Genomic DNA, 22,683 nt, shown 5'->3' with positions numbered 1-22,683 from the left:
GCCCCTAGGTTGGCCGGGTGAAGAGCACCCACGGCCGCGTCGTCCACGTCGAGTCGCTCGCGGACCTCGACCGCCGCCTGGCCGCCGGGGCCACCTCGCTGTCGGGCTGGCGGGTCCGCGCGCTCGACCTGACGGAGCGCTCGGACCTCCTCGCGCGGTGCCGCGTGGCGGGGGCCGCGTTCCTCGGCTGCACGTTCGCGCCTGGGGACGCCGAGCGCCTGCTCGCCGAGGGTGCCCTCGTCCTGCCGACGATGGCCGGCGCACCGCTCGACACGGCGCGCGCCGACCTCTACACCGCGGCGGAGCTCTTCGGCCACGGCGACTACCCGGACTCCCTCGACGCGCGCGCCTACGCCTGGTCGCAGGAGCCGTCCACGCCCGAGACCGCGCTCGCCCAGGCGCTGCACGACCACGCCGTCGACCAGGCGCTCGCCTCCTGGGTCACCGGCCGCCGGCTGGTCGGGGTGATGGGCGGCCACGCGCTCGAGCGCGGGTCCGAGGGGTACGCCGCCGCGGCCGCGCTCGGGCACGCCCTGGCCGGCACGGGGTCCTGCACGGTCGCCACCGGCGGCGGGCCGGGCGCCATGGAGGCGGCCAACCTCGGCGCGAGGCTGGCGCGCCGCTCCGCCGACGACCTGACCGCCGCGCTCGCCGGGCTGGCGCGCGTGCCGTCGTACCGTCCCTCGATCGGCGCGTGGGCGCGTGCCGCCCTCGACGTGTGCGCGGCGCACCCGGACCCCGCCGAGACCCTCGGCATCCCGACCTGGCACTACGGGCACGAGCCGCCCAACGTCTTCGCCACCGCGATCGCGAAGTACTTCCGCAACGCCACCCGGGAGGCGGTGCTGCTGGAGGTGTGCGACGCCGGGATCGTCTTCCTGCCCGGCGCGGCGGGCACGGTCCAGGAGGTCTTCCAGGACGCGTGCGAGAACTACTACGCCGACGAGTCGTCGGTCGCGCCGATGGTGCTGGTCGGCGGCTCGTACTGGACCGAGACGTTCCCGGTCTGGCCGCTCCTGCGGTCGTTGGCCCGCGGCCGGCACATGGAGCCGCACGTGCACCTGGTCGACACCGTCGAGGAGGCGGCCGCGCTCGTGGTCTCGAACCGGTGACGGATTCGGGCAATACCCACCCGAGTGTCGGCGGTCACACCTAGGGTTCTCGCACCATGCCGATGCCAGACCTCTCCCGCCGCCAGCTGCTCCGGTCCGCCGGTGCTGCCGCCCTCGCCGCCACGGCCGCCGCCTCGGGCGCGGTCTCCTCCGCCGCCACCGCGGCCTCGTCCGCCGCGTCCTCCGCGGGTTCCGCCGTCGCGGCGGCCGCTCGCCGGACCACGCTCGCCGGTGTCATCCGCAAGGCCGCTCCCGGCCCGGGTGGCTACACCACCCTGGTCGCCGGTCCTGGCGAGAAGCACGTCGTGCGCACCGACCTCGGCGTGAAGCCGAAGAAGGGCCGGGTCAAGCGGCGCCGGGGCGTCCTCGCCTTCGCCCAGCTCAGCGACGTCCACGTCACCGACGCGCAGTCCCCCCTCCGCGTCGAGTGGGTCGACCGCTGGGACGACGAGGACGCCGAGAACGGACCGACCGGGCTGCTCAGCTCCTCCTACCGCCCGCACGAGATGCTCGCCGCGCACATCGCCGACTCGATGGTGCGCGAGATCAACGCGATCGGGAAGGGCCCGGTCACCGGCAAGCCGCTCGCGCTCGCCGTCCAGACCGGCGACAACTCCGACAACGCCCAGCTCAACGAGATCCGTTGGAACATCGACGTCCTCGACGGCGGCGAGGTCCGGATCGACTCGGGCGACCTGGAGAAGTGGGAGGGGGTCGCGGACCTCGAGCCCGGCTTCTACGACATCCACTACTACCACCCCGACCCGCTCCCCGAGGGCGTGGAGCCGGACCGGCCGCGGGCGAAGTACGGCTTCCCCGCCTTCCCGGGGCTGCTCGACGCCGCCCGCCGGCCGTTCACCGCCGAGGGCCTGAAGATGCCGTGGATCTCGGTCTTCGGCAACCACGACGGGCTGGTGCAGGGCAACTTCCCGACCGCGATCGAGGGCCTGTCGGCCGTCGCCACGGGATCGACGAAGGTCATCTCGCCGCCGGCCGAGGTCAGCAAGGGCGAGGTGCTCCTCGCGCTGGCCACCGGGCGGGTCACCGAGATCCTGCAGAAGGTGATGAGCTCCCCCGGTGCCCGCACCGTCACGTCCGACCCCGACCGGCGCCTGCTCTCGCGAGCCGAGGTCGTCGCGGAGCACTTCACCACCAAGACCTGGCTCAAGGGTCACGGGTTCACCCAGCAGAACCTCGCCGACGGCACGGCGTACTACACCCTCGACCGCGGCCGGATCCGCTTCGTCGGTCTCGACACGGTCAACCTCGCCGGCGGGTCCAACGGCTCGATCGACCAGGCCCAGCACGCGTGGCTGAAGTCGACCCTGAAGCAGGCGAAGAAGGACAACAAGCTCGTCGTCGTCTGCTCGCACCACACCTCGACCTCGATGGACAACAACGCCGGCGGCAACCGGGTGCTCGGCGACGAGGTCGTGACGACCCTGCTGGCCCACCCGAACGTCGTGGCCTGGGTCAACGGCCACACCCACACCAACAACGTCTGGGCACGCAAGAAGCCCCAGGGCAAGGGCGGCTTCTGGGAGATCAACACCGCCTCCCACATCGACTGGCCCCAGCAGTCGCGGCTGATCGAGATCGCCAACAACAAGGACCGCACGCTCTCGATCTTCGCCACGATGGTCGACCATGGCGGCCCGGTGGCGCCGGACGCCGCCGACCTGGACGACACGCACGCGCTGGCCTCCATCGGCCGCGAGCTGGCCGCGAACGACTGGCACGAGCGCGCCGTCGGCCGCACCGGCACCCGTCAGGACCGCAACGTCGAGCTGCTCATCGCCAACCCGCTGCGCTGGTAGGCCGCGCGCCGGTCGCTGGTCGGCTGAGGTGTCGGGGTCCCCGGTTCACCGGGGACCCCGACGCATACCGGGGCAGATCTGCCCCGGTATGCGAGGGACTCCCGTGGTGGGCGGGGCCTCAGGCCTCGACGGCCGCGAGCTGCCCGCAGGCGCCGTCGATCTCGCGGCCGCGAGTGTCGCGGACCGTCGTGGGGATGCCCTTGGCCTCGAGCCGGCGGACGAACTCGCGCTCGTCGGCGGGGTCCGAGGCGGTCCACTTCGACCCCGGGGTGGGGTTGAGCGGGATGAGGTTGACGTGCACCCAGCCCCAGTCGCCGTAGGCGTTCAGGACGTCGCCGAGCAGGTCGGCGCGGTGACCCTGGTCATTGATGCCGCGCATCATGGCGTACTCGATCGAGACCCGGCGCTTCGTGGTCCGGGCGTAGTTCCAGGCCGCCTCGACGGTCTCCGCGACCGAGAAGCGGGTGTTGATCGGGACCAGCTCGTTGCGCAGCTCGTCGTCGGGTGCGTGCAGGCTCAGCGCGAGCGTGACCGGGATGCCCTCCTCGGCCAGCTGGTTGATCCGCGGCACCAGGCCGACGGTGGAGACGGTGATGCCGCGCGCCGACATGCCGAGGCCGTCGGGGGCGGGGTCGGTGAGGCGGCGTACGGCGCCGATGACCGCCTTGTAGTTGGCCAACGGCTCACCCATGCCCATGAAGACCACGTTCGAGACGCGCCCCGGCCCGCCGGGGACCTCACCGCGGCCCATGGCCCGGGCGCCGGCCACGACCTGCTCGACGATCTCGGCGGTCGACATGTTGCGCTGGAGACCGCCCTGCCCGGTCGCGCAGAACGGGCAGGCCATGCCGCAGCCGGCCTGGCTGGAGACGCACACGGTGGCGCGGTCGGGGTAGCGCATCAGGACCGACTCGACGAGGGCGCCGTCGAAGAGCTTCCACAGCGTCTTGCGGGTCGTGCCGCGGTCCGCCTCGAGCGTGCGCAGCGGAGTCATCAGCTGCGGCAGCAGCGCGGAGACGAGCTCCTCGCGCTGGGTCGCCGGCAGGTCGGTCATCTCGGCCGGGTCGTCGACCAGGCGGCCGAAGTAGTGGGTCGAGAGCTGCTTGGCCCGGAAGCCCGGCAGCCCCTGCTCCTCCAGCAGCGTCTTGCGCTCGGCGGAGGTGAGGTCGGCGAGGTGCCGCGGCGGCTTCTTGCGGCCGCGCGGCTCGTTGAACACGAGAGGAAGGGGCTTCGGGTCGGACATCGCCGTCCAGTCTCCCACCCGGCCGGTCACCCGGCTCAATCCTCGGTCAGGAGCCGGTCTCGACCATGACCCACAGGACGAGCGCCGCGACGCCGGCGACCACGAGCGCGGTGAGCACCATGCCCAGGAGGAGGTACGCCCCGAACCGCCGCGTCCGAGGCACCGCCAGCAACCCCAGCGGGACGAGCAGCAGCACCAGCACGAACGGGAACAGGTCCTCGGCGCGCTCGTTGGAGAACATCGCGCCCAGGACCGCCGCGTAGATCCCCGGCAGCAGCGTGATCGCGACCAGGCCGGTGAAGAAGCCGCTGAGCGGGGTGAACACCGGGTGGTCGCGGTGCCACCAGCTCGGCCGGTCCGCAGGGTCCTCCCCCGGAGCGGTCTCGTCCACGTGCTCGGTCTCCATCCCCGGGACCCTAACGGCTGCGGGTCAGAAGACCGCGTAGTGCAGCAGCAACCAGATCGGGGCGACGGTCGCGAGCAGCGAGTCGAGCCGGTCCATCAGCCCGCCGTGGCCCGGGACGACCTGGCTCATGTCCTTGATGCCGAGGTCGCGCTTGATGACCGACTCGCACAGGTCGCCGAGGGTCGCCATGACCACCGCGATGATCCCGAGCGCGATGCCGACCCACCAGTCGCCGTCGAGCAGGTAGGTCACCAGCGCCCAACCGGCGGCGACGGTGAACACCAGCGACCCGGCGAAGCCCTCCCACGACTTCTTCGGCGAGATGACCGGAGCCATCGGGTGCCTGCCGAAGAGCACGCCTGCGATGTACCCGCCGATGTCCGAGGCGATCGTGACCAGGATGAACGTGATGATGCCCTGCACGCCGGGGTTCTCGAGGCCCGAGCCGCCGGAGTCCGAGCCGAGGCCGGTCCCGCCCTCGGCGAGCAGCAGCGCGACGAACGAGCCGAGGAACGGCACGTAGACGAGCGTGAACACCGAGGCGGTGGCGTTCTGCACGTAGCCGTCGATGCCGCGGCGCAGCAGCCACAGCATCGTGACCAGCGCCGAGACCGCGGTGGCGGTGACGAGCGCGGGTGCTCCGTAGAAGTACGCCACCACGACCATCACGACGCCGCCGATCATCAGCGGCTGCTCGGGCAGGTCGATGCCCTTGGCGAGGAAGCCCTTGCGCAGCTCCCACACCGCGACGACGACGGCCGCCGCCACGATCACCATGAACGCCGTCTTCCAGAAGAAGAGCGACGCGGCGATCGCGGCGAGCAGCACGACCGCCGAGGTGATCGCGGCAGGCAGGTCGCGGCCGGCCCGCCCGTGGTCCTTGGCCGGCGCTGCCGCCGGCGTCGGGGAGTCGGTCATGGAGTCCCCGAGCCCTCAGACCTCGAGGAGCTCGGACTCCTTGTTCTTCAGCATCTCGTCGATGGCGTCGGTGTGCTTCTTGGTGATGCCGTCGAGCCGCTTCTCGGCGCCGGTGACGTCGTCCTTGCCGACCTCGCCGTCCTTCTCGAGCTTCTCGAGGTTCTGCTTGGCGGTGCGGCGCAGGTTGCGCACGGCGATCCGGCCGTCCTCCGCCTTTCCGCGGGCGACCTTGATGTACTCCTTGCGGCGCTCCTCGGTCAGCTCCGGGAAGACGCAGCGGATCACCTTGCCGTCGTCGGCGGGGTTCACGCCGAGGTCGGAGTCGCGGATGGCCTTCTCGATGTTCTTCATCGCGCCCTGGTCGAAGGGCGAGATGAGGATCGTGCGCGCCTCGGGAGCGGTGAACGACGCGAGCTGCTGGATCGGCGTGGGCGTGCCGTAGTAGTCGACCATGATCTTGGCGAACATGCTGGGGTGGGCCCGGCCGGCGCGGATCGCGGCGAACTCCTCGCGCGTCGCCTCGACCGACTTGTCCATCTTGCTGTCGGCCTCGTTGAGGATGTCGTTGATCACCGGTGCTCCTACTGGTTCGCGTTCGTCTCGTCGCTGTGGCTGCTCACGCCCGTGCCGGGCTCGTGCTCTCGCTGCGGGGGTCGTCGGCGCCTAGCCGGCGCTGACCAACGTCCCGATCCTCTCACCCTGCACGACACGCAGGATGTTCCCCTCGGGCTCCATGCCGAACACCACCATCGGCAGCTTGTTCTCGCCGCAGAGCGCGAATGCCGTCTGGTCCATGATCCGCAGGCCCTGGCTGATCGCCTCGTCGTAGGTGAGGTCGTCGTACTTCGTCGCGGTGGGGTCGACCCGCGGGTCGGCGCTGTAGACGCCGTCCACACCGTTCTTGGCCACCAGCACGACGTCGCACTTGCTCTCCAGCGCACGCTGGACCGCGACGGTGTCGGTGGAGAAGAACGGCATGCCCATGCCGGCGCCGAAGATGACGACCCGGCCCTTCTCCATGTGCCGGATCGCGCGGCGCGGGATGTACGGCTCGGCGACCTGGCCCATCGTGATGGCGGTCTGCACGCGCGTCTCGACGCCTTCCTTCTCCAGGAAGTCCTGGAGGGCCAGGCAGTTCATGACGATGCCGAGCATGCCCATGTAGTCGGCCCGGGCGCGGTCCATCCCCCGCTGCTGGAGCTCGGCTCCGCGGAAGAAGTTGCCGCCGCCGGTCACGATCGCGACCTGGACGCCGGCCCGCGCGACCGCGGCGATCTCGCGGGCCACCTTCTGCACGACGTCGGGGTCGACCCCGACCTCGCCGCCACCGAAGACCTCGCCCGACAGCTTGAGCAGGACGCGATGGTACGCGGTCACCCGGCTCTCCTCTCCTCGGTGGGCACGACGAAGGCCGGCCCGATGGACAGTGTCTGCTCCATCGAACCGGCCTCCTCGTGATGTCTGGCCAGACCCTAGTGCCTCAGGCGCCGACCTCGAAACGGGCGAAGCGCTTGAGGGTGGTGCCGGCCTCGTCGAGGACGGCCTTGACCGACTTCTTGTTCTCGGTCACCGACGCCTGCTCGAGGAGGACGACCTCCTTGAAGAAGCCGTTCAGGCGGCCCTCGGTGATCTTGGCGATCGCCTGCTCGGGCTTGCCCTCCTCGCGCGACTTCTGCTCGGCGATGCTGCGCTCGTGGTCGACGACGTCGGAGGGGACCTCGTCGCGGGTGAGGTACTGCGGACGCATCGCGGCGATCTGCATCGCGGCGCCGCGAGCGGCCTCCTCGTCGCCCTCGAACTCGACGAGCACGCCGACGGCGGGCGGCAGGTCGGCGGCACGCTTGTGCATGTAGACGACCGTCGAGCCCTCGAAGTACGCCACCTGGCCGAGCTCGATCTTCTCGCCGATGGAGACGGCGAGGTCGGCGACGACGTCGCCGACGGTCTTGTCGCCGAGCTGGACGGCCTTGAGGGCCTCCGCGTCGCCGGCCTTGGCCTCGGCGGCCGCGTCGGCGATCTTCTGGGCGGTGGCGACGAACTCGTCACCCTTGGCCACGAAGTCGGTCTCGCAGCGCAGCTCGACGAGCGCGCCGCCGGAGGTGGCGACGAGGCCGGCGGTGGCCTCGCGCTCGGCGCCGCGGGCCTCGGCCTTCGCGGCACCCTTGACACGGAGGATCTCGACGGCCTTGTCGAAGTCGCCGTCGGCCTCGGTCAGGGCCTTCTTGCAGTCCATCATGCCGGCGCCGGTGAGCTCGCGGAGCTTCTTGACGTCGGCGGCGGAGATGTTCGCCATGGTGTTGTCCCGTCTGGGTCGCAGGAATCGGAAGACTGGAGCGGGCTCACGCCCGCCGTGACCATCGCCGCGGCGCCGCGCGTACGTCGTACGTGCGGCGCCGCGTCGGTGGACGGTCAGGCCTGGGGCTGCTCGGCGGCCGGCTCGTCGGTCGCGGCGGCCGCGGCCTCGTCGGAGGCAGCGCCCTCGGAGGACGCGCCGGTCGCCTCGGAGGCCGGGGCCTCGGTGGCGGCGGCGTCGCCACCGGTCGCCTCGACGGCGGCCTGCTCGGCCTCGCCACCGAGGAGCTCGCGCTCCCACTCGGCCAGCGGCTCGGCGGCGGCCGAGGTGCCCTCAGCGGCGGCCTTGCCACCCGAGCGGGCGATGAGGCCCTCGGCGACGGCGTCGGCGACCACGCGGGTCAGCAGCCCGACGGCGCGGATGGCGTCGTCGTTGCCCGGGATCGGGAAGTCGACCTCGTCGGGGTCGCAGTTGGTGTCCAGGATGCCGATGATCGGGATCCGGAGCTTGCGAGCCTCCTCGACGGCGAGGTGCTCCTTCTTGGTGTCGACGATCCAGACGGCCGACGGGGTGCGACCCATCTCGCGGATGCCGCCGAGGGTCTTCTCCAGCTTGTCGCGCTCGCGACGCATCTGGAGGAGCTCCTTCTTGGTGCGGCCCGAGGCGGCGACGTTGTCGAAGTCGAGCTCGTCGAGCTCCTTGAGCCGGTTGATCCGCTGGTGCACGGTCTGGAAGTTGGTGAGCATGCCGCCCAGCCAGCGCTGGTTGACGTAGGGCATGCCGACGCGGGTCGCCTGCTCGGCGATCGCCTCCTGCGCCTGCTTCTTGGTGCCGACGAACATGATCGTCCCGCCCTTGGCCACCGTCTCCTTGATGAAGGCGTAGGAGCGGTCGATGTAGGCCAGCGACTGCTGCAGGTCGATGATGTAGATGCCGTTGCGCTCGGTCATGATGAAGCGCTTCATCTTCGGGTTCCAGCGACGGGTCTGGTGCCCGAAGTGAACGCCGCTCTCGAGGAGCTGGCGCATGGTCACGACTGCCATGGTGTGTTTTCTCCTGTGTGTGGAGCCGCCGCCGTGTGCCCGCCCTTGCGAACGAGGGCGGACCGGTGACGCGCTCCGGTCGTTTTCAGTTGCCGCGAGCCGACGGGTGCCGGTCGCCCTGACGCCGGCGCGCGACCCGACCCGGCTCTCGCTGGGACCGAGGGTCGTCGCCCGCGGGTGGTCGGCTCCCTGGAGAGGGCACCGCCGCGGTCTGCCGACGTGCGAAGTCAGTACGCGTGGTGACGTGCGGACTGCCCTGCCAGCCTACGGCGTCCGCCCGGTCCCCCGCCAATCGTCGCTGCGGGGCCGACAACCGTCCCCATCGCGGCTCTCGTGCCGGCTCGTGCACAGGCCCTCCTGCGGGGGTCCCGGGCGGCCCGGTCCGGTCGCACCGTGGGTCCATGCACCTCGCGACGCTCGCCCTCCTGGTCACGCTGCTCCCACCCGGTCCGGCCGCCGCGCCCGCCGCGGACACCGACCCCGTCGGTGAGTGGCCGCTGCGTCCCGAGCCGGCGGTGGTCGAGCACTTCGACCCGCCCGAGACGCCGTACGGCGCCGGGCACCGCGGCGTCGACCTGCTCGGGTCGCCGGGACAGCCGGTGCGGGCGGCCCTGCCGGGCGAGGTGACGTGGTCCGGGACGCTGGCCGGCCGCGGGGTCGTCGTGGTCTCGCACGGCGCGACCCGGACGACGTACCAGCCGGTCGCCGGGAGCGTGCCGGTCGGCACCACCGTGGCCGCCGGCGACGTCGTCGGGTCGCTCGAGCTGACCGGGTCGCACTGCTTCCCGCGGGCGTGCCTGCACTGGGGTTGGCTCGAGGGCGAGACCTACCTCGACCCGCTCGACCTGGTGGGTGCCGGGCCGGTCCGGCTGCTGCCGCTGTGGCGGGACGAACCGGCCAGGGTCGGCCGCGCTGCGACGCTCCCCCGTCCGTACGCCGGCTGGCGGCCGCCGGTCAGCAGCCTTCCCGCTCCCCGCTGATCCTGCCGGCCCCGCCTCCGGTGAGCGGCTGGTCGGTCTCCTGCCGTCGAGCGGGATAGTCCGTGACGTTCGGCAGGTGTTTCGACGCATCGACCTGCGGAACGTCACGGACTACCCCGGCACCTGCCGCCACCCTGTGGAGATCAGGCCCGCGGGTGCGCCTGCTGGTAGGCCCGGCGCAACCGGTCGGTGGTGACGTGCGTGTAGAGCTGGGTCGTGGCGAGCGAGGCGTGGCCGAGGATCTCCTGCACCGAGCGGAGGTCCGCACCGCCCTCGAGCAGGTGCGTCGCGGCGGTGTGCCGCAGCCCGTGCGGACCGATGTCGGGCGCGCCGGGGACGTCGGCGATCCGGCGGTGCACGAGTGTGCGCACCGCGCGCTGGTCGATCCGCTTCCCGCGGACGCCGAGGAAGAGCGCCGAGCCGGAACCGTCGACCGCCAGGTGCGGCCGGCCGTGCTTGACCCAGAAGTCCAGGGCCCGCGCGGCGGGCCGGCCGAACGGGACGGTGCGCTCCTTGCGCCCCTTGCCGAGGACGCGGACGACGTTGCGCTCCCGGTCGACGTCGTCGACGTCGAGACCGACGAGCTCGCCGACGCGGATGCCGGTGGCGTACAGCAGCTCGAGCATCGCGACGTCCCGCAGGCCGACCGGGCTGCCGTCGTCGGCGAGCTCGGCGGCCGATCGCACCAGGTCGGCCGCTTCGTCGGCGCGCAGCACCGGCGGGAGCGACTTGTGCGCCTTCGGACTGCCGAGGCTGGCGCCCGCGTCGGTCGCGGCGCGCCCGGTGCGCAGCAGCCAAGCGGTGAACACCCGCGCCGCGGTGGCCCGCCGCGCGACGGTCGTGCGGGAGCGGCCGAGGGTCTGCTGCTTGGCCAGCCAGCTGCGCAGGGCACGTAGGTCGAGGTCCGCCACGTCGCTGTGTCCGAGCCGTGCCGCGTGCCCGAGCAGGCCGGCGACGTCGGTCGTGTAGGCGCGGACGGTGTGCGGGGTCAGGTCACGCTCGGCGACGAGGTGGCGCTCGTAGTCGGCGAGCACACGAGCCATCGGCTCCGGCAGCTCGTCCGGCCGCGGCTGTTCCTCGGTCTCCGCACCCACGGTCGAGGAGTCTAGGAAGACTGCGTGCCCTCACTGGTGAGCCAGCGCGGCGAGCCGCCACCCGTCCCCGTCTGCCTCGACCAGCCCGACCGCCCGCAGGCGCATCAGCGCGTTCCCGGTGTCGGAGATGCTGAGCCCGGCGGTGCGCGAGATCGAGTCGACGTGTGCGGGTCGCGCCACCGGCACCGCGTCCAGCACCTGCTGGTGTCGCAACGACAGCCGGTCGCGCTGCCGCTCCGGCCCCCGGAGCTCCTCGACCAGGTGGGCACCGGACTCCCCCACCAGCTCGAGCACGTCCTCGGGCGAGGTCACCAGCATCGCGGCACCCGTGCGCACGAGCTCGTGCACACCCTGCGACTGCGCGCTGGTCACCGGCCCGGGGACACCCATCACCGTCCGGTTGACCCGACCGGCCCAGTTGGCGGTGCTGAGCGCGCCACTGCGCACCGCCGCCTCGACGACGACCGTGCCGCGGGCCAGGGCAGCGATCAGCCTGTTCCGCGCGAGGAACCGCAGTCGAGTCGGGGCGGATCCGGGCGGGAGCTCGGAGACCACCAGCCCGTGGCCGGCGAGGTGGTCGAGCAAGCTGCGGTGCGCGGTCGGGTAAGCGCGGTCGACGCCGCATGCCAGCACCGCGACCGTGAGCCCCTCGACGGCGAGCGCGCCCCGGTGGGCGGCCAGGTCGATGCCGAACGCCGCGCCGGAGACCACGGGCAGGCCGGCCCGAGCGACGCCGGCACCGATCGAGGCGGCCACGTCGACGCCGTACGTCGTGGCGGAGCGCGAGCCGACCACCGCCAGGGAGCCGGCCAACCGGTCCAGCCGCACCGGCCCCTTCGCCCACAGGCCGAGCGGCGGGCCGCCGCGTCGGTGGACCTGTCCCGCCCCCATCAGGTCGTCGAGCTGCTCTGGCCACTCCGCGTCCCCTGGCACGACGAACCGGATGCCCAGCCGGGCCGCGAGCTCCAGGTCTCGCTCCGGCTGCATCGCTCCCAGCCGGGTGGCCACGTCGGTGAGGACGCCGCTGCCGGGGTCCCGCTCGTGCAGGAGCGCGTCGTGGAACGCCGGTGCCCCCATCTGTGCGGTGTGGACCGCGAACCGCGGGTCCCCCGGCTCCCCCAGTCGGGAGAGTGCCACCCGTGCGAGACGGTCCGCATCGCTCGCATCGCCGGTCATCCGGCCCGCCTCTCCAGGTCCGCGAGCAGCAGGGGTTCGGCGGTCCGCAGCCGCAGGGCGGTGCACAGCTCGACCTCACCCGGTCCGGCCGCCCCGGCGAGGTCGGCCACGGTCCACGCGAGCCGGTGGACCCGGACCGCGCCTCGCCGGGTCAGCAGACCCTTGCCGATCTTGTCGTCGAGCAACCGCTGGGCGGCCGTCGACAGCGGCCACAGCTCGCGCAGGGCCGGGCCGGGCACGTGTCCGTTCAAGCGCCAGCCGCAGCCGGCGTACCTCTCCGCCTGCTTGCGACGGGCGGCCGTCACCCGCTCCCGGATCTGCGCCGACGACTCCGGCGGGCCGAAGTTGCCGGCCGCGCCGATGCCGCCGGCCTGCAGCGGGACGACCTCACGGGTGATGTCGATGCGGTCGCTCAGAGGGCCGGTGATCCGGCTGCGGTAGTCCCGCCGGGCTCGCTCGCTGCAGGTGCAGCGGTTGTCGCGGGCCACGGGTGAGTACTCGCCGCAGGGGCAGGGGTTGCACGCGACGACCAGGATCCCGCGCGCCGGGAAGGTGGCGGACTGCTCCCCTCGGGCGATCGTGACGTCGCCGCTCTCCAGCGGTTGGCGCAGCGCCTCGATGACGTCGGTGCGGAACAGCGGGAACTCGTCCATGAACAGCACCCCGTGGTGCGCACGGCTGATCTCCCCGGGGCGCACCCGTCCGGTCCCACCGCCGATGAGGCTCGCCTTGCTGGCGTCGTGGTGCGGCGCGGCGAACGGCGGCCGGGTCAACATGCCGGCAGCCGGGTCGAGCACCCCGGCCAGCGAGTGCAGGGCGGTGAGCTCGAGCGACTCCTCCGCATCGAGGTCGGGCAGCAGGCCCGGCAGGCGCTCCGCGAGAGTGGTCTTGCCGGCGCCCTTGGGCCCGGTGAGCATGAGGTGGTGCGACCCGGCCGCGGCCACCTCGAGCGCGTAGCGCGCGTCGGCGAGACCGAGGACGTCGACCATGTCGGTGTCCTCGAGCCGGTCGTCGCCGCGCCAGGTGAGCAGCCGGCTGCCCGACTGCTGGGCCACGGGCGGTGCGTCAGGCACTTCCTCCCCCGCCAGCTGGGCCGCGACCTGCGCGAGCGAGCGCATGCCGTACACCGAGACGCCGGGCACCATGCACGCCTCGGCGGCCTGCGGCTCGGGCACGTAGACCTCGGTGATGCCACGTCGCGCCGCCGCCAGCACCATCGGCAGCACACCGGGCACCGACCGCAGGCCACCGGCCAGCGTCAGCTCGCCGACGAACAGGCAGCCCGCCAGCGCCGCCTTCGGCACCTTGCCGTTCGCGCCCAGCACGGCCATCGCCATCGCCAGGTCGAAGTGGCTGCCGGTCTTGTGCAGGTCCGCCGGGCTCAGCAGGATCGTGACCCGCTTGTTCGACGGCCATCCGAGGTCGCTGTTGGCGATCGCCATGCGACAGCGGTCGCGCGCCTCGTTGAGGGACACGTCGGGCCGGCCCACGACGACCGTCGCGACGATGCCGGGCGAGACGTCGGCCTGCACCTCGATCAGGTGGCCCACGGCTCCCTGGAGCGAGACGGTGTGCGCGGTCGCGAAGGCCATCAGCCGATCCCCCGCACGTGCTCGACCTCGGCGGCTCCGCGGCGCGGCAGCTGCACGCACACCATGTCCACCCGCGACTCGAGGTGGGCGATGCCGTGCTCCTCCAGCCACCGGTTGGCCAACCGGCGGAGCCGCGCCACCTTGATGTCGGTCACCGCCTCGTGCGGCGTCCCGCCGATCCGGCCACTGCGGGTCTTCACCTCGCAGATCACGACCGTGCGCCCGTCCCTCAGCACCAGGTCGATCTCGCCCTGCTCGCACCGCCAGTTCCGGTCCAGGAGGGCCATCCCCTCCGCCACCAGGTGCCGGGCGGCGAGCGTCTCGCCGTACTGCCCCACCGCGTGGTTCCGCGCTGCTGTCGTCGTCATGTCCTCGACCTCCTGCGCCGAGGCTGCCCGTGAGGGCGGACGTCGCGTTCGGTGCCGTGGCCAGCGTGTGGAGGAACGCGCGGGCGGCACCCGTTGTGGACGGCGGCTGGGCCGTCAGCGCACGAGCCGGGCGACCTTCATGCCGACGACCGGGTCATACGCCACCGTCGGCGCCGACTCCTCGATGGGCAGGGCGTCCTTGTTGAAGACGTAGACCTGGACCCCCTGGACCTGCTTGCCTCCGCCGTTGAGAACGATGCCGTTGGCAGCCGTGGCGTCGGTCGTCGTACGGGTGCTGGTCGGACCTTCGTCGGTGATGAAGGCCGGAGCGAACTCCCGGATCGGTTGGAAGCCCTTCTGGACCCTGTCGGACGCACCGACGACGGGCACCCACACGAAGCGGGGCGAGTGGATCACCGCCGGGTCGAGCATGGTCGGGGTGACGCCACTGGGTCGGCTGATGTGCTCGAGCGAGTACCCGGTGCGCAGGAAGCACGACAACACGTCGTTGTTGACGGTGGCCCCGCCGTAGGAGACGTTCGATCGGCCGGGGCAGGTCGTCGTACCGCGCGTGGCGGCGATCCGGCCCGGGTGACCGGCGACGCCCGTGATGAACCCGGGTGCGAGCGGACTGACCCGGTTGCCGGGCAGGCCGGCGATGCAGTTGTTCCCGTCCCGCGACGAGCTGTCCAGCTGTGCGTCGGGCAGGAGGCCCGCGCCCGAGCCGCAGTCCTTGGCCTCAGCGGTCCCCGCCGGGAACGGGTACGGCGCGAGGAGGTGATCGAGCCCCGCGGCGATGTTGAGTGCGAGGGTGTCGGCTGTTCCTGAGCCGCCCTTCCGCGGGCTGTCGAGCTGGCCGAAGTTGCCGCGCTGCTGTCCGACGCAGCCGACGGCCGTGGTCGGTGCGACCACGATCTCCTCCACCATGCCGGCGTCGCTGGCGGGCTCCGGCGCCGGCTCCACCGGCGGGGGCGGCACCACCGGCGCCGGCCCGTTGACCGTGAACTCGAGGGAGCTCGTCGAGATCTGCGGCAGCTTCTTGTCGTTCTTCTCCTGGACCACGCCGAAGACGCGCCAGGCGCCCGGTGTCCCCGTCACCTCGGGGCCGATGGAGAACGACGGCACGATGAGCGGGTCGGTCTTGCCGACGTCCATCGCGGCGTACTCGTGCCATGACCCGTCCGGCGCCACGAATCGGATCGACGCCCGGTCGATGTTGCTCGGGATGCCGGTCAGCCGGAGGTTGCCGACAGACAGCGTCTGTCCGACCCCCGCCACGCTCGGCGCCGCGGGACCCACGATCGCGTGGGTCCCCTGCTGCACGTCGCTCGGCAGGACGACAGGGACCGTCTGCGTGGACGTGGTGGTCGTCGCAGAGGTGGTTGTCCCCGAGGTCGTGGCCGGGGCGGGCGATGCTGCGAACTTCCCGGAGTTCCCGGGCGCCACGTCGAGCATCGCCGGGCCGAGCGCACAACCACTGGGCAACCAGAACGGCAGCACGCTCTCCCCGCGCGGAATGGCGGAGAACGCCTGGACCACTGCTGACCGCTGCACGTCCAGTCCGCTCTCACCCAGGACGCCGGCCAGGCCGAAGTCGACCCGCGCACCGGGTGCCGTGATCTCGAGCCGCACGCACTCAGAGGTGCAGGCGTCGCCGTCCTCGTCCTGCAGCCGGACCTCGCCGTCGGCCAGCACTCCGTTCTTGAGGTCGTCCACCACGATGGCCTCCTGGCCGGAGGCGACGTTGCCCGTGAGGTACGCCGCGGCGGCATCCGCGATGGCCGGGAGGTCGCTGGCGGACGCCGGCAGCAGGTGACCCACGCTCAGGGCAGTGACGTCGACCTGCTTCTGGACCGACCTCTCCCGCGCCCACGCGTTGCCGAGGTCGACGGCCAGCGCGGCCACCCCGAACAGCACGACCGCGAGGATGCCGACGATCACCGCCGTCGCGCCGCTCTCGTCCCGCGTCCTCACGTGCAGGCCTCAGGTGCGACCGGCACGTACTCAACCCGCGCCTGCGCCGTCGTGGAGACCAGGCCACCGTTGACGAACGGGAGGAACGGCAGCTTGAGGTCTGCTGCCGGGAACTCCACGCGAACCTCGACCGTGTCGCCCACGTTGATCCCGTTCGGCAGCGCGTCGTCGTACGTCCGGGTGATCGTCGCGGCTTCCCCGGCGCCGTTCAGCGCATCGACCTCTGCGCGGACGCGGCTCTGGAAGTCGGCGCACTTGTCGGGCATGCCGACAGCCGAGAGGCGCGCGGCATCGCGTGCGATGTCGCTGCCTCCCTGCATCGTCCAGAAGTACAGGCCGTACTGGATGATGCCGAAGACGAGCAGCAGCAAGAGCGGCAGCAGCAGTGCGAACTCGACTGCGGCCGCTCCCCGCCCCTCGCCGCGGCGCTCCCTGAGCCGGCGGCTCGACAAAGCCGGTGCTCCTCCCTACGACCCCCGATGGCCTGAGGGCAGAAGCGTAGAGGCCCTCACCGCCGCCAGCGGCCCCCGTAGTCCAACCTGACTACTCGATTAGACCGGACGACGGAGCAACGCCACTCCTCGTACGCGGAAGTCACGACCGTCAACCGACGAGGCGTGGCACGTCGCAGCTCGGGGGCGCCTGCACGATCACGTCGGCGCCATTGGCGGTGATCCCCAGCATCGACGTCAGCGGGTTGATAATCGCGTTCACGTTGTTGATGAGCGGGTTGACGGACTTGTTGACGATCTCCGACGTGATCGCCGAGATCAGACCGCCGAGGTTTAGTTCTCCCAGAAGGACCTCGCCCTTGTCCTCTCCGCCCACGATGAGGCTCACCGAGCCGGTGATGTCGCCGATCACGACACTTGCGGCAGGCAGCTTGAGCGTGTCGCGTGGGGACACCGGCACCAGGGCTCCGTACTGCTGGTCGGGATGCTTGAAGGGCGCGGTGGAGCTGGTCGATCCGCTGTCCAGCGAGGCACCCGCCTCGACGGTGATGTCGAAGCGTAGCTGCGGCGCGCGACTGAAGAGGGTGGTGAGCAGGTTGCCCAATCCAAGACGGCTGAGAAGCGACCAGAGGTCGTTGACGAGCGAACCGAGGCCCAGCGTTCCACTCAGATGGAGCGGTGCACTGAGTCCCAGCCTGATGTTGCTCCGGTCGACCTGGACGTCTACTTCCTGCTTGTCCGCGGTCGAGCCGGCTCCACACTTGATTCGCGTGAGAGTGGCGTCGGCTTTCGCTACATCGACGTCCACGACCAACGGCACCTTGCCGTCGACCTTGACGACGTCGAGGTTCCACAACTTCGAACCTGGCTGAAGCTCGATGGTCGTGTGCAGCTTGACCTGCGACGTCGAGACCTTGGTCCCGATCGGACCACAGCCCTGCCGCGGCGCTTCAATGACCTGGAGAAGCACTTCTCCCTTGGAGATGGCCGGCTCGTTCCAGATCACTCCGGTCTTGAGGAGGTTCTCACCGTTGGCGACGAGGACCGCACCCGCAAGGAGGTCCAGGACGTTGATGTCCGTCGCCAACGCCGCCGGGCTCGCGGTGGTCAGCGTGAGGACCCGGTCCAGATCGATGGTCGCATCGAGCAGCACCGACGCCTTCTCCTGCAGGGACTGCAACAGGGAGACGTCAGCGGTCACTGCGCCGGCCTCGCGCAGCAGCACCGCGGCCGAGACCTCCACCAGGTGTCGCACCGTCAGGCCCTCGACTGCAGCCAACCCCTCCGGCGATCCGACATTCAGCGCCGCGGCGATGCCGGCGAGGGAGATGTTGGCATCCGCCAGGCCGTGGTAGCCGATCGCCGTGACATTGAGCGCGTCACCCAAGAGCGCATTGATCAGCTTCGACTCCGGGTCGTTCGGGTTGCCCGGATCTACCGACAGGGCGTACGAGCCGACGCGGAAACACGCGTAACTCTGCGTGGTGCTTACAGCGGTCCGCGACACGTCGCCGCGCCCGCTTGTGAACGCGAAGTCCACACCGCCGTTGGCCGTCACCCGCACTGCGTTGGGTAGCGCACCCGGCGTCGTCTTCGTGACGGTCCCGACGGCACTGTCGCCCGCGCGATGGGTGAGGCTGCCGGTGGGTATGAAGGAGGTGGCCGACACCAGTCCGACCTCCACGAGCAGCGTCGGAGCGGCGCCGAGGATGTTGTCGTCGTTGCGGGCAACGCTCTGTGCGACGGCCGTCTTGAAAGCGGCGCTGTCCAGGATCGTGCCCGTGGACTGCCCCTTCAGCTCGCGCGACAGGTCCATGGCGACGACGTCCGCGACCGCCTGCATGTCTCGCCGAGCCACGCGTTGCATCCCGAGGTCGACGGCGAACGCCGCGATCAGCACGAGGACGGCCATCGCGACGGCGACGAGGACTGTGACTCCACCGCGGTCGTCTCGGTGACGGGACACCTAGCTCACCCGGGCCGAGGACGAGTACTGGAGGTGATCGGGAAGAACAGCGCCGAGCCCGGGGAACGCGGGAGTCAGCGGGTGCGCGCCATAGAGGTAGTCGACGCTCACCTTGATGCACAGCGGCGACGTCGTGCCGGAACCGGTGCAGGACGTCGGCGTCGAGACACTGCAGGTCCCGACGGGCGTCGACCCCTTCATCAGACCGGTCGACGTGCAGCTCACGCCGTACGACGCAAGCCCTTCGTTGAGAGCCGCCATGGCGTCGGCTTGCCGGTTGGCCGCGACGGGGGCGACAGCAGCGGCGCGTGCGCCCTCCGCGGCGGCCTGGCTCAACGCCTGGCGGAAGCTCAGCATGTAGCCGTAGCTGATGATGCCGAAAAGGAGGAGCAACAGCAGCGGGGCGACGAGGGCGAACTCCACAGCCGCGGCGCCACGGTCGCCGCGGCGCGCAAGCATCCTGCGACCAGCCACGACCCACCCCTGCACACGCTCGTCCGGGACGGCCCCCACGACCGTCCTCCCCCGGCGTCGACCATAGGACGGATGCTTAGCACCATGGGGCGAAATGGCCCGTTCGGGCTATGTCTTCGGCGGAGAGATGTCCGAAGGTTGGAGCTCCTCGACGTTCACGTCCTTGAACGTGAGCACTTTCACGTTCTTGGCGAAGCGGGCGGGGCGGTACATGTCCCAGACCCAGGCGTCGGACATGGAGACCTCGAAGAAGACGTCGCCGGCCTCGGTGCGCGCCTTCACGTCGACCTGGTTGCACAGGTAGAAGCGGCGGTCGGTCTCGACGACGTACTTGAAGATGCCGACGACGTCGCGGTACTCCCGGTAGAGCGTCAGCTCCATCTCGGCCTCGTACTTCTCGAGGTCCTCCGCGCTCATGACATCCCCTCCAGGGCGGCGGCGTCCTCGACGGCCTCGGCGACGTCCGCGACCTCATTGTGCACGTCGACCGCGGGCTCGAGCCCGGCCGCCCGGCGGACGTTGACGAAGCGCATCCGGTGCACCGGCGAGGGTCCGTGCTCGAGCAGCGCGGCGCTGTGGGTGTCGGTGATGTAGCCCTTGTGCGTCTTGAAGTCGTACGCCGGCCAGTCGGCGTCCATCTCGCGCATGATGCGGTCGCGGGTGACCTTCGCGAGCACCGAGGCCGCGGCGATGCAGGCGGCGACCCGGTCCCCCTTCCAGACCGCGAGCCCGGGCACGCCCAGGCCGTCCACGGGGAACCCGTCGGTGAGCACGTAGGCGGGTGGGACGTCGAGCAGGGCGACGGCCCGGCGCAGCGCCTCGACGTTCGCGACGTGCATGCCGAGCCGGTCGCACTCGTCGTGCGGGACGACGACGACCGACCAGGCGACGGCACGACGTACCACCTGGTCGTAGCAGCGCTCGCGGGCCTTCTCGGTCAGCAGCTTGCTGTCGGCGAGGCCGGGGACGATGCCCGACTTGCCGGACGGCAGGATGCAGGCGCCGGCGACGAGCGGGCCGGCGCAGGCGCCGCGGCCGGCCTCGTCGACGCCGGCGATCGGCTCGATGCCGTGGCGGCGGAGGGCACGCTCGTAGCCGTAGATCCCGGCGTCACGCCGGACGGTCGAGCCACGTGGGAGGACGGACACGGGTTCCCGGGAGGGTCAGGACGGGTCGGGCACGTCCGCGAACGCGTCGGGACGCCCCACCCAGTCGAATCGGTCGGTCGGCCAGAGCAGCACGAACACCTTGCCGACGACGGAGTCGACCGGCACGTAGGGGTTCTTGGTGCAGTCGGTCTCCTGCTCGGGCAGGCACAGGTGGGCGCTGGAGTCCGCGGAGTGCCCGCGGTTGTCGCCCATGACGAACAGCTGCCCCTCGGGCACCGGCCCGGCCGACCAGCTGCAGTTGCCGGTCATCGGGCCGCGGCAGTCGATGCCCTTCTCCTGCTTGACGTAGGCCTCCTCGTTCAACGCCTTGCCGTTGACCGAGATGCGGCCCTTCTTGTCGCAGCAGGTGATGGTGTCGCCAGCGACGCCGACGACGCGCTTCACGAGGTGGCCGCCGGTCGGGTAGAGCCCGATCTTGGCCATCAGCGAGGTGAGGCCGTTGGACGGCTCGCCCTGCTCGGCGCTGCTCAGCCAGCTGCCCGGGTCCTCGAAGACCACGACGTCGCCGCGCTGCGGCTCCCCGCCGAACCAGTAGGACACCTTCTGCACGAGGATCCGGTCGTCCCTGACGAGCCCCGGCTCCATCGACTCCGAGGGGATGTAGAACGCCTGGACGAACAGCGCCTTGATGACCACCGCCAGGACGAGCGCGATGCCGAGCAGCAGGATCGTCTCCTGCCACACGGGCAGGTGCTTGCGCTTCTTCTTGCCGTCGCCCTCGAGGTCCCCGGCGGCCGGAGACGACGAAGACCGCGACCCGTCCGGTGTGCCGACGGTGTCGTCAGCGGGATCGAGGTCGCGGTCTTCGGTGGTCACGCGCAGAGTCTAGGGAGGAGGTGTCCTGCCCCAGCACCTGGTCAGCGCTCAGGCGTCGCGGCGCTCCTTGATCTTCGCGGCCTTGCCGCGGAGGTTGCGCAGGTAGTACAGCTTCGCCCGGCGGACGTCACCGCGGGTGACGATCTCGATCTGCTCGAAGATCGGGCTGTTGAGCGGGAAGGTGCGCTCGACGCCGACGCCGAAGGAGACCTTGCGGACGGTGAAGGTGCGGCCGATGCCGGCGCCCTGGACGCGGATGACGACGCCCTGGAAGATCTGGACGCGGGACCGGTTGCCCTCGACGACCTTGACGTGGACCTTGACGGTGTCGCCGGCGCGGAAGGCCGGGACGTCGTCGCGCTTGAGGCTGTTGCCGATCTCGGCCACCAGGTTGTTGGTCATGACTGCTCCTCGCGAGTGCCACAGGTCAGCCGCGGTGATCGAAAGGTACGGTGCGGGTGGCGCAGTGCTGGTGGCCGGCGGCGCAGGACTCCCCCTGTGGCAGGAGCCCGACGCGGACCCTCCGTGTGTTCCTCGGAGCGGTCCTTCGGCCGACTGGGCCGGTGGGTCAGTCTGCCACAGCGGGCTCGACGGCCAGAAATCTTCCCGGGACCGTTCAGCGCCGTCCGGCCCGCTTGACCATCCGCACGACGCCCGGCTCGAGCTCCCCGGCGTGCCGGTAGCCCGCCTTCTTGTAGATCCGCTGGTTGCGCGTGCTGCCCGCCCCCGTGAACAGCTCGTACGCCGCCACGCCGGCCGGCGCCGCGGCCTCGACCGCCTCCAGCAACCGCCGGCCGAGCCCGCGACCGCCGAGGTCGGGCGCGACCATCAGCCGCCCGACGTGCCACGTGGTGCCGTCGTCGGCCAGCGACCCACGCACCGCGCCGACGAGCCGACCGCCGGCCCGCGCGACCAGCACGTGGTCGCGGGCCAGCCAGTCGACGAACTCGTCGTAGGTCTCGTGGAGCGCGGGGATCCGCAGCCCCGGGTTGTCGTGCTGCTCGGCGACCCAGCTCGCGCGCTGGAGCACGAACAGCTCGGGTGCGTCCGCCGGCTGCGCGAGCCGCACCTCGACCCCGTCGAGCACCTGCGAGGGGTGGGCGAGGTCGGGGCGGCGCTCGGCCGTGCGGCGTACCGCCTGCTCGTGGCGCCAGGCCGCGATCGCGCCGTGGTCGCCGGAGAGCAGGACCGGCGGGACGTCGTGGCCGCGCCAGGACGCGGGCTTGGTGTAGACGGGGTGCTCGAGCAGGCCGCCCTCGTGCGACTCCTCGACGAGCGAGGCGGCGTTGCCCATGAAGCCCGGCAGCAGCCGCACGACCGCTTCGGTGATGGCGAGCGCCGCGACCTCTCCCCCGTTGAGCACGTAGTCGCCGATCGAGACCTCCCGGACCTCGGTCAGCGTCCGCGCGTGGTCGAGCACGCGCTGGTCGATGCCCTCGTAGCGCCCGCACGCGAAGACCAGCCGGTCCCGCGTGGCCAGCTCGCGCGCGAGCTCCTGGGTGAACGGCTCGCCCGACGGGGTCGTGACCACGACGGTCGCGCCCGCCGGACCTCCCTCGGCGAACAGCTCGTCGAGGGCCTCGCCGAACGGCTCGGGCTTGAGCACCATGCCGGCGCCGCCGCCGTACGGCGTGTCGTCGACCGTGCGGTGCCGGTCGTGCGTCCAGTGCCGCAGGTCGTGCACGTGCACCTCGAGCAGCCCCGAGGCGACCGCCTTGCCGGGCAGCGACAGCTGCAGCGGGGCGAGGTAGTCGGGGAAGATCGTCAGGTAGTCCAGCCGCACGGCCGGC

The 22,683-nt window shown here is 71.5% G+C and carries 23 protein-coding genes and 1 pseudogene; 3 read left to right on the top strand and 21 right to left on the bottom strand.

Going from position 1 to position 22,683, the window contains the following annotated elements; translation table 11 throughout:
• The first annotated feature begins 17 nt into the window (after positions 1-17).
• Complete coding sequence (locus tag G6553_RS05990) at positions 18-1,112, top strand: LOG family protein (RefSeq protein WP_166190073.1); 1,095 nt, start codon at positions 18-20, stop codon at positions 1,110-1,112.
• A gap of 56 nt (positions 1,113-1,168) precedes the next feature.
• Positions 1,169-2,929, top strand: a complete 1,761-nt coding sequence (locus tag G6553_RS05985; RefSeq protein WP_207619412.1) for a TIGR03767 family metallophosphoesterase — start codon at positions 1,169-1,171, stop codon at positions 2,927-2,929.
• A gap of 118 nt (positions 2,930-3,047) precedes the next feature.
• Here the strand turns inward: G6553_RS05985 and rlmN are convergent, their stop codons facing one another.
• The 7 genes from rlmN to rpsB form a co-directional block, all read right to left on the bottom strand.
• Positions 3,048-4,172: a 23S rRNA (adenine(2503)-C(2))-methyltransferase RlmN gene (gene rlmN / locus G6553_RS05980; RefSeq protein WP_166190071.1), complete on the bottom strand. Its 1,125-nt coding sequence runs from the start codon at positions 4,170-4,172 to the stop codon at positions 3,048-3,050.
• Positions 4,173-4,218: 46 nt separating this feature from the next.
• Positions 4,219-4,578 carry a hypothetical protein gene (locus G6553_RS05975; RefSeq protein ID WP_166190069.1) on the bottom strand — a complete coding sequence of 120 codons (360 nt, stop codon included), beginning with the start codon at positions 4,576-4,578 and terminating at the stop codon, positions 4,219-4,221.
• A gap of 24 nt (positions 4,579-4,602) precedes the next feature.
• A complete protein-coding gene (locus G6553_RS05970) occupies positions 4,603-5,496 on the bottom strand; it encodes a phosphatidate cytidylyltransferase (RefSeq protein WP_166190067.1) in 894 nt (297 codons plus the stop codon).
• Positions 5,497-5,511: 15 nt separating this feature from the next.
• Entirely contained in the window at positions 5,512-6,066 is a 555-nt protein-coding gene (frr, locus tag G6553_RS05965; RefSeq protein WP_347565538.1) for a ribosome recycling factor, read from the bottom strand.
• A gap of 93 nt (positions 6,067-6,159) precedes the next feature.
• On the bottom strand, positions 6,160-6,873 hold the full coding sequence (pyrH, locus tag G6553_RS05960) for a UMP kinase (protein WP_166190063.1): 714 nt from the start codon (positions 6,871-6,873) through the stop codon (positions 6,160-6,162).
• 103 nt (positions 6,874-6,976) lie between these two features.
• Positions 6,977-7,789 carry a translation elongation factor Ts gene (gene tsf, locus G6553_RS05955; RefSeq protein WP_166190061.1) on the bottom strand — a complete coding sequence of 271 codons (813 nt, stop codon included), beginning with the start codon at positions 7,787-7,789 and terminating at the stop codon, positions 6,977-6,979.
• A gap of 116 nt (positions 7,790-7,905) precedes the next feature.
• On the bottom strand, positions 7,906-8,832 hold the full coding sequence (rpsB, locus tag G6553_RS05950; RefSeq protein ID WP_166190059.1) for a 30S ribosomal protein S2: 927 nt from the start codon (positions 8,830-8,832) through the stop codon (positions 7,906-7,908).
• A gap of 401 nt (positions 8,833-9,233) precedes the next feature.
• On the opposite strand from rpsB, the gene G6553_RS05945 reads away from it, so the two are divergent.
• The gene (locus tag G6553_RS05945) at positions 9,234-9,812 is read left to right on the top strand and encodes a M23 family metallopeptidase (protein WP_166190057.1); all 579 of its coding nucleotides are present in this window, start codon (positions 9,234-9,236) and stop codon (positions 9,810-9,812) included.
• Between the two features lie 143 nt (positions 9,813-9,955).
• On the opposite strand, the gene G6553_RS05940 is transcribed toward G6553_RS05945, so the two are convergent.
• The 14 genes and pseudogenes from G6553_RS05940 to trmD form a co-directional block, all read right to left on the bottom strand.
• A complete protein-coding gene (locus G6553_RS05940; protein ID WP_166190138.1) occupies positions 9,956-10,855 on the bottom strand; it encodes a tyrosine recombinase XerC in 900 nt (299 codons plus the stop codon).
• Between the two features lie 81 nt (positions 10,856-10,936).
• Positions 10,937-12,043 carry a DNA-processing protein DprA gene (dprA, locus tag G6553_RS05935; RefSeq protein WP_347565532.1) on the bottom strand — a complete coding sequence of 369 codons (1,107 nt, stop codon included), beginning with the start codon at positions 12,041-12,043 and terminating at the stop codon, positions 10,937-10,939.
• A 35-nt stretch (positions 12,044-12,078) separates the two neighbouring features.
• Positions 12,079-13,674 carry a YifB family Mg chelatase-like AAA ATPase gene (locus G6553_RS05930; protein ID WP_166190053.1) on the bottom strand — a complete coding sequence of 532 codons (1,596 nt, stop codon included), beginning with the start codon at positions 13,672-13,674 and terminating at the stop codon, positions 12,079-12,081.
• A complete protein-coding gene (locus tag G6553_RS05925) occupies positions 13,674-14,042 on the bottom strand; it encodes a YraN family protein (protein WP_166190051.1) in 369 nt (122 codons plus the stop codon). The genes G6553_RS05930 and G6553_RS05925 overlap by 1 nt, the downstream gene beginning before the upstream one ends.
• Positions 14,043-14,156: 114 nt before the next feature.
• Positions 14,157-16,016 carry a hypothetical protein gene (locus G6553_RS05920; RefSeq protein ID WP_166190050.1) on the bottom strand — a complete coding sequence of 620 codons (1,860 nt, stop codon included), beginning with the start codon at positions 16,014-16,016 and terminating at the stop codon, positions 14,157-14,159.
• The gene (locus G6553_RS05915; protein ID WP_166190048.1) at positions 16,013-16,468 is read right to left on the bottom strand and encodes a TadE/TadG family type IV pilus assembly protein; all 456 of its coding nucleotides are present in this window, start codon (positions 16,466-16,468) and stop codon (positions 16,013-16,015) included. The genes G6553_RS05920 and G6553_RS05915 overlap by 4 nt, the downstream gene beginning before the upstream one ends.
• A 151-nt stretch (positions 16,469-16,619) precedes the next feature.
• A complete protein-coding gene (locus tag G6553_RS05910) occupies positions 16,620-18,434 on the bottom strand; it encodes a pilus assembly protein TadG-related protein (RefSeq protein WP_347565531.1) in 1,815 nt (604 codons plus the stop codon).
• A complete protein-coding gene (locus G6553_RS05905) occupies positions 18,435-18,857 on the bottom strand; it encodes a TadE/TadG family type IV pilus assembly protein (protein ID WP_166190044.1) in 423 nt (140 codons plus the stop codon).
• A 159-nt stretch (positions 18,858-19,016) separates the two neighbouring features.
• Positions 19,017-19,325, bottom strand: coding sequence for a DUF2469 domain-containing protein (locus G6553_RS05900; protein ID WP_166190042.1), 309 nt, complete (start codon positions 19,323-19,325; stop codon positions 19,017-19,019).
• Positions 19,322-20,056, bottom strand: coding sequence for a ribonuclease HII (locus G6553_RS05895; RefSeq protein WP_166190040.1), 735 nt, complete (start codon positions 20,054-20,056; stop codon positions 19,322-19,324). Before G6553_RS05895 ends, G6553_RS05900 begins: the two co-directional genes overlap by 4 nt.
• A gap of 15 nt (positions 20,057-20,071) precedes the next feature.
• On the bottom strand, positions 20,072-20,893 hold the full coding sequence (gene lepB / locus G6553_RS05890) for a signal peptidase I (RefSeq protein WP_166190039.1): 822 nt from the start codon (positions 20,891-20,893) through the stop codon (positions 20,072-20,074).
• 48 nt (positions 20,894-20,941) lie between these two features.
• Positions 20,942-21,295, bottom strand: coding sequence for a 50S ribosomal protein L19 (gene rplS, locus G6553_RS05885; RefSeq protein WP_166190037.1), 354 nt, complete (start codon positions 21,293-21,295; stop codon positions 20,942-20,944).
• Between the two features lie 214 nt (positions 21,296-21,509).
• Positions 21,510-21,923, bottom strand: coding sequence for a GNAT family N-acetyltransferase (locus G6553_RS20980; protein ID WP_347565537.1), 414 nt, complete (start codon positions 21,921-21,923; stop codon positions 21,510-21,512).
• Between the two features lie 72 nt (positions 21,924-21,995).
• Positions 21,996-22,676, bottom strand: a pseudogene (gene trmD / locus G6553_RS20975) (tRNA (guanosine(37)-N1)-methyltransferase TrmD); the annotation flags it as partial.
• Positions 22,677-22,683 lie beyond the last annotated feature (7 nt).

Source organism: Nocardioides sp. IC4_145, from assembly GCF_011250565.1.
Lineage (GTDB): Bacteria > Actinomycetota > Actinomycetes > Propionibacteriales > Nocardioidaceae > Nocardioides.
This window is presented reverse-complemented; position numbering and strand designations above follow the sequence as displayed.